6 protein-coding genes and 1 pseudogene are annotated in these 6,800 nt (G+C 38.4%); 1 reads left to right on the top strand and 6 read right to left on the bottom strand.

Annotated features, from left to right (window positions below):
* Positions 1-163: 163 nt before the first annotated feature.
* Positions 164-1,036, bottom strand: coding sequence for a TetR/AcrR family transcriptional regulator (locus tag V7147_RS10240; RefSeq protein WP_335367754.1), 873 nt, complete (start codon positions 1,034-1,036; stop codon positions 164-166).
* A 155-nt stretch (positions 1,037-1,191) separates the two neighbouring features.
* Here V7147_RS10240 and V7147_RS10235 point away from each other — a divergent pair, with 155 nt between their 5' ends.
* The gene (locus V7147_RS10235) at positions 1,192-2,697 is read left to right on the top strand and encodes an MDR family MFS transporter (RefSeq protein WP_335367753.1); all 1,506 of its coding nucleotides are present in this window, start codon (positions 1,192-1,194) and stop codon (positions 2,695-2,697) included.
* 166 nt (positions 2,698-2,863) lie between these two features.
* Here V7147_RS10235 and V7147_RS10230 read toward each other — a convergent pair whose 3' ends face one another.
* The 5 genes and pseudogenes from V7147_RS10230 to V7147_RS10210 form a co-directional block, all read right to left on the bottom strand.
* Complete coding sequence (locus V7147_RS10230) at positions 2,864-3,064, bottom strand: cold-shock protein (RefSeq protein WP_229141304.1); 201 nt, start codon at positions 3,062-3,064, stop codon at positions 2,864-2,866.
* Between the two features lie 143 nt (positions 3,065-3,207).
* Entirely contained in the window at positions 3,208-3,414 is a 207-nt protein-coding gene (locus V7147_RS10225; RefSeq protein WP_335367752.1) for a cold-shock protein, read from the bottom strand.
* A 556-nt stretch (positions 3,415-3,970) separates the two neighbouring features.
* The gene (locus V7147_RS10220; RefSeq protein WP_335367751.1) at positions 3,971-4,930 is read right to left on the bottom strand and encodes an ABC transporter ATP-binding protein; all 960 of its coding nucleotides are present in this window, start codon (positions 4,928-4,930) and stop codon (positions 3,971-3,973) included.
* A 15-nt stretch (positions 4,931-4,945) separates the two neighbouring features.
* Positions 4,946-5,933, bottom strand: a pseudogene (locus tag V7147_RS10215) (ABC transporter ATP-binding protein).
* Between the two features lie 20 nt (positions 5,934-5,953).
* The coding region (locus V7147_RS10210) for an ABC transporter permease (RefSeq protein ID WP_335367750.1) at positions 5,954-6,800 on the bottom strand (847 nt) is incomplete at its 5' end.

Below are 6,800 nucleotides of genomic sequence, written 5' to 3'. Positions count from 1 at the left end.
AGGAGGGCTTAGTGCCAGTAAGTGCTGGAAAGTTTCCTTATAAAAATCTCTGGCATCCGCCGGAGGCAATAACTTTATTCAATTAGTTTTATACAAAAAATAAATTTGATACTCTGATTGTATTTTCAAACAAAGCATTGGAATTCTGCTGAATAAAGTTATATTAATGCATTCTTAAAAAATACCAAAGGAAATTTGTAAATGTATTAACTTGAGTTTCCATTTCCGTTTGTACAAAGGATCGTTGAAATGGTTTTATTAAAGGCTGTAGCACGCTTTTTCGAATCCTGTCACGCTGCAATTCTAACACAATCGTATCATAAAGATCTTGTTGGTCTGTTGTGAATGTTGTTTCCTTCTCTAAATCTTTTGCTAGATCTAAAAGCTCTTCAATTGATAGTACCTTTCGATCGATTCTTGCTTGCAGAAAATGGAGTGATGATGGATCAAGCAAGGTACTCCCATTTTCTTTCATAATTGAAATGATCGCTTCTAAATAAGTTAGCAAAACTTCGACAATACGATGATTGGACTGTTCGCTATTTGTAATCTTAATTGTAAATAAGATATTATGCATCATTCCGTAAAAGAGTATGGAAAGCTCAAACGTAAAAGCTCTTATCTCTTCACCATATACATCAACAAATCGTCCCGCTAACCATTCCAATTCATGAATACGATGATGCATGACCATTTTTTTAAGATCAACTTCATTTGAATGTAAAATGGTCTCAAAAATCGTAGTAAGATTCCGTTCCTTATTTAATTGGGTCAAAATCGAAATTTGGTCTATTAGTACATTACGGTCTGTCTCATCTTTTCCAACCTGCATCTCCATTCGAATTTGGCTAGCATCATATCGCAACCCTTCTAAAATTTCAGCGATACAATCATTTTTATTTGAGAAGTAATTATAAAAAGTACCTTTTGAAATATTCGCATGTTCAATAATATCTTGTATCGATGTTTGTTGAAATCCTTTTTCAAGGAATAATTTCAATGCTGCATCTGCAACTCGTCGCCTACGCTTATTCATATGCCCTCCGTTACTTCCTTAATATTCCATGTAACCAATTTATTTGCTTTCCCTAGCATATTATACCTTAAGTACAAATATATTGCACAAAATGAACTTGTGGTATAAAATCATTCAAGTAACAATTTAACGAATGAATCGAGGGGATAAATTTTATGGATTCAACAATACAAGAAAAAAAGCCACCATATCTGATGTTAGCAGTACTTTTTATTGGGGCATTTGTTTCATTTTTAAATAACTCTTTATTAAATGTTGCATTACCATCTATTATGATTGATTTGAATATTGAAAATTACTCAACCGTTCAATGGCTTGCAACAGGGTATATGCTTGTTAGCGGTGTGTTAATTCCAGCTTCAGCATTCTTAATTACAAGGTTTTCGAACCGAAATCTATTTATTGCATCCATGTTTATTTTTACACTAGGTACCGCCATGGCTGCATTCGCTCCAAACTTTGGAGTATTAATTGCTGGCCGTATGGTTCAAGCAGCCGGTTCATCCGTGATGGGACCATTATTGATGAACATTATGCTTGTTAGTTTCCCACGTGAAAAACGCGGTACTGCCATGGGTGTTTTCGGATTAGTTATGATCACAGCACCTGCAATTGGTCCAACTTTATCAGGTTATATCGTCGAGCATTATGATTGGCGTGTATTATTTGAAATGATATTGCCTCTTGCTGTAATAAGTTTAGTTCTTGCCATTTGGAAATCCGAAAATGTAATGGAAGTAAACAAAAATGCAACTATTGATTATCTGTCCGTTATCTTATCAACATTAGGATTCGGCGGACTATTATACGGCTTTAGTTCTGTAAGTAATGACGGCTGGACGGATCCTTTAGTATTAACTTCTTTAATTACTGGTGGTATTACACTCATTTTATTCATTTTACGTCAGCTAAAAGTAGAAGAACCAATTCTTGATTTACGGGCATATAAATATCCAATGTTCGCACTTGCTTCAATTATTGCCATTGTAAACGCGGTAGCGATGTTCTCTGGAATGATTCTTACACCGGCATATGTGCAAAGTGTTCGTGGAATATCTCCATTTGAATCTGGGTTAATGATGCTGCCAGGGGCCATTGTTATGGGAATTATGTCACCTATTACTGGTAAATTATTCGACAAATTTGGGCCACGTCTTCTTTCAATTGGTGGCCTTGGGATTACAGCAGTATCAACCTATTTATTAACACAGCTTCAAATTGATTCATCTTACACCTATATCATTACAGCCTACACACTTCGTATGTTTGGTATGTCAATGGTAATGATGCCTATTATGACAAATGGATTAAATCAGTTACCAGCACGTTTATATCCACACGGCACTGCAATCAATAATACTGCCCAACAAGTGTCTGGTTCTATTGGTACTGCAGTCTTAATTACCATCATGAATAGTGTTGCCAAAACAGAAGGAACTAGCTTAATGGCAAATGTTGATCCAACTACATTTACTGAAAGCACTCAAGCTTTAATTGGTCAACAAGCATTACTAGCTGGAATTAATTATTCCTTCTATGTAGCTCTAGGTATTAATATTGTTGCTTTAGTGTTAGCACTGTTCATTAAACGTGTTGACGTTAGTAAAAAAGCAGTTCAAGAACTTGAAAAAACAAAACCAGTTAAACCTGCTACAAATTAAAGGGTGCCCCTGATAACATACGTCAGGGGCATTTTTAGGCCCACGTGATGTGGGTCACAAAGACGAAGACATCAGGACGTGGCGTTCTTAGTCTTTGATCTAACGTACAACACAAAAAAACAGATCCTAAAATAGAATCTGTTTTGAACGGTTTATATTTGGTTCATTACGCTTTTTGAACGTTAGCGGCTTGTGGTCCACGGCTACCATCTTCGATATCGAAAGTAACTTCTTGACCTTCTTCTAACGTTTTGAACCCATCACCTTGGATTGCTGAAAAGTGTACGAATACGTCATCTCCACCTTCAACCTCGATAAATCCAAAGCCTTTTTCACTGTTAAACCATTTTACTTTTCCTTGTGCCATTTTGTTTCCTCCTATGTAATGCAACAAAATATTGTTGCAAGGTAATGCATGAATTATTATGTCCATAGGGAAATCTTTTTATAACCTAAAATTACTCTATTTTTTTTAAAAAAATGTTAGGTTAGAGGAAACAGGTGTTAATCCTATGCTAAAAAGCTTTTATTATGGTTGTTAACAACCTGTAATTCTCTTGTATTAGTTTCCATTTCAGAACCACACAATGGACAGTTTGGTTCGGTAGTACTCTTAAAATTATCTCGTACCCATCCATTACATTCCTCGGATGTGCATTCCCACACCTTCGTTTCCTCAGTAACAATTTCTTCGACTGGTCTTCTTCCAAAAGCCATTCAAATCATCTCCTTTGTTTTGGTTGGCACGAAACGATCCAAAAAACATTTTAGGCAATAAAAAAAATCTTATTATAAAAAGTTGTTCCAAGTGCGCATAGCGCTACTACGGCTAACTTGCCTTTAGGGCTTTTCGTTAACGCGAAAGCTTCCATGAGAAACTCCTTATAATAAGCATTACAGTTAATTTATCTATATTCGTAAATATTATACCACTTTCTACCTATATTTGTAAAACGAACATAATCAAATTCGCCATGGCGTATTTGCGCCCGATTTTTTAGTCCCACACAATGTGGGTCATGAAGACGTTGCCACAGGATGTGGCGTCTTTAGTCTTCGAACTTACTGATCGAAAAATTTCCTCTAAAAAATCGTGGCATCCGCCGGAGGCTTTAGGCCAACACGATGTTGGTCACTCAGACGTTGCCACAGGACGTGGCGTTCTTAGTCTGAGTTCCTTAATTTCAGTCGGGGTTTGAACCCTCCACTGAATTGTAGACTCTTTTTGCATTCATCCCCCACTTATAGAAGTAGTGGACTTCTACTGAATAAGTTAAACATCATATAAATGACAAGCCGTAAAGTGGGATGGCTTTACTTCTTTCCATTTTGGAATCTCAGATACGCATCGCTCCATTGCATATTTACATCTTGTTCGGAACACACAACCCGACGGTGGAGATAAAGGACTTGGGACCTCTCCTTCTAATACAATGCGCTCGCGTTTCACTGCAGGGTCTGGAATTGGAACCGCAGACAACAAAGCTTTTGTGTAGGGATGGAGTGGTTCATCATATAAGGGTTTGCTATCCGAAAGTTCAACCATGTTTCCTAAATACATCACAAGGATTCGGTCTGATATATATTTGACCATTGATAAATCATGGGCAATAAATAAATACGTCAAATCCATTTTTTCCTGCAGGCTCTTTAACAGATTAACTATTTGAGCCTGAATTGATACATCCAAAGCCGAAATCGGTTCATCACAAACAATAAACTTTGGATTAAGTGCCAATGCTCTTGCAATTCCTATCCTTTGTCTTTGTCCACCGCTAAATTCGTGCGGGAATCGATTGGCATGCTCTGGACGAAGTCCGACTAACTCTAAAAGTTCCTTCACCCGCTCTTTTCGTTTTTTTCCTTTGGCGAGATGATGAATATCAAGAGGCTCCCCAATAATATCCTCGATCTTCATCCTTGGATTCAATGAAGCATACGGGTCTTGGAAAATAATTTGCATATCCTTTCGCAGTTCCTTCATTTGCCTTTGGCTAAACTCATAAATATTTTTCCCTTCAAAAAGGACCTCACCGTCTGTTGGTTCAATTAACCGAATAATCGTCTTTCCAGCTGTTGATTTTCCACAGCCACTTTCACCAACGAGTCCAACCGTTTCCCCTTTATTGATGATTAAATTTAAATCATCAACTGCCTTTAGAGGCTTTTTGTGGATGGAAAAGTATTTTTTTACATTTTTCACTTCAAGCAACTTTTGCGTTTTTTCAGCCACTTTTCGACCTCCTCCTTAGACGAAATTTATACGGTTTTTAGCCATTGGATGATTTAGCCAACATGAGCTATACTGCGTCTTGCTAACACCCTCAAATTCCGGTTTATGTTCTGCACAAATTTTCATTGCCATTTCACACCTTGGATAAAATGAGCAGCCCTTTGGTGGGTCAAGTAAATCCGGAGGGGTCCCAGTAATGGTGGATAGTTTTTCATGCTTATCCATATCCAGTCGAGGTACTGATTTTAACAATCCCTTCGTATACGGGTGAGTGGGATTGGAGAAGATTTCCCCGACACTTCCCGTTTCCACGATTTCTCCTGCATACATCACAACAACCTTACTGCACATTTCGGCTACAACACCAAGGTCATGGGTAATTAAAATAATCGAAGTGTTGGTTTTACTCTGCAGCTCCTTCATTAGCTGTAAAATTTGGGCTTGAATGGTTACATCAAGTGCAGTAGTAGGCTCATCTGCAATTAATAGCTTCGGTCTGCAGGCAAGGGCAATTGCAATCATCACCCGTTGCCTCATCCCACCAGAAAATTCATGAGGATATTGCTGGATTCGTTTCTCTGGTTGAGGGATGCCAACCATTTCAAGCATTTTTTCAGCATACTCAAGGGCCTGCTTTTTTGAAACCTTTGTATNNTTCTGCAATTTGGATCCCAATTTTTGTCGTAGGGTTTAACGATGTCATCGGATCCTGAAAAATCATCCCGACTTCGTTCCCTCTTATTTTTTCCATCGCCTTTTCTGATTTTTGGACGATATTTTCTCCATTTAACAAGATCGCACCATTGTCTATTTTTGCTTGTGGGGATGGGAGTAGTCGCATTATTGATTTGGCCGTCACACTTTTACCACATCCCGATTCACCAACAATTGCGATTGCTTCCCCTTTTTCAACTGAGAAGGAAACACCCCGAACTGCATTCACCTTCCCTGCACTTGTATCAAACGAAACATGCAAATCCTGAATTTCTAATATATTTTCCATTTATCGTTTCCCCCCTCTTTCTATTTCCTCAATTTTGGATCGAGTGCATCTCTTAATCCATCCCCGAACACGTTAAAAGCAAACATGGTAAGCGAGATGAGAAAGGCAGGGAAAAATAATTGATAGAAATTCCCGATTAATATACTTCCTAAAGCATCATTTGCCATCGTTCCCCAACTTGCCTGTGGAGCTGGAATCCCAAGGCCTAAAAAGCTAAGTGTCGCTTCCGCGAAAATGGCGGTTGGTACAGTTAATGTCACGTTCACCAAAATCGGCCCCATGGTATTTGGAATCATATGTCTACTTAAAATCCATGAGGTTTTCGCCCCCATCGCATTCGCAGCTTGAACATATTCATATTCCTTCAACTGGAGTACTTGCCCCCGGACGAGTCTCGCCATCGGGATCCAACCAGTTATCGACATCGCAATGATAATGGCCCAAATCCCTCTTTCAAGGACAATCATGACTAAAATAACCATTAATAAGTATGGAATGGCGTAGAGGACTTCCCCGATTCTCATCATGATATTATCCGTTCTGCCACCACGGATACCGGAAATACCTCCGTAAATAATCCCAGCTACAAAATCAATTAAGGCAGCCATTAGACCAATAAACAACGAAATCCTTGCACCATACCAGGCTCTAGTGAACAAATCCCGTCCAGATGCATCTGTCCCAAACCAATGCTCCGCATTCGGACGCAGGTTTTTCTTTGTAAAATCCTGCTCAAAATACGTGTAGCCATTTAAATATGGTCCAATAATCGCTAAGATTCCGATAATAATAATGATGATAAGCCCAAGCATCGCTAATTTGTTTTCCTTTAGCCGATTCCATACATCTTTCCAATAGGAAATGCTG

Origin of the sequence: Bacillus sp. JJ1521 (assembly GCF_036965165.1) — a bacterium.
Lineage (GTDB): Bacteria > Bacillota > Bacilli > Bacillales > Bacillaceae_L > Ferdinandcohnia.
This window is presented reverse-complemented; position numbering and strand designations above follow the sequence as displayed.

What these genes read in the sequence shown, in the direction of transcription:
- V7147_RS10240 (WP_335367754.1), bottom strand. Translation starts at nt 1,036, where the DNA reads ATGAATAAGCGTAGGCGACGAGTTGCAGATGCAGCATTGAAATTATTC.
- V7147_RS10235 (WP_335367753.1), top strand. Translation starts at nt 1,192, where the DNA reads ATGGATTCAACAATACAAGAAAAAAAGCCACCATATCTGATGTTAGCA.
- V7147_RS10230 (WP_229141304.1), bottom strand. Translation starts at nt 3,064, where the DNA reads ATGGCACAAGGAAAAGTAAAATGGTTTAACAGTGAAAAAGGCTTTGGA.
- V7147_RS10225 (WP_335367752.1), bottom strand. Translation starts at nt 3,414, where the DNA reads ATGGCTTTTGGAAGAAGACCAGTCGAAGAAATTGTTACTGAGGAAACG.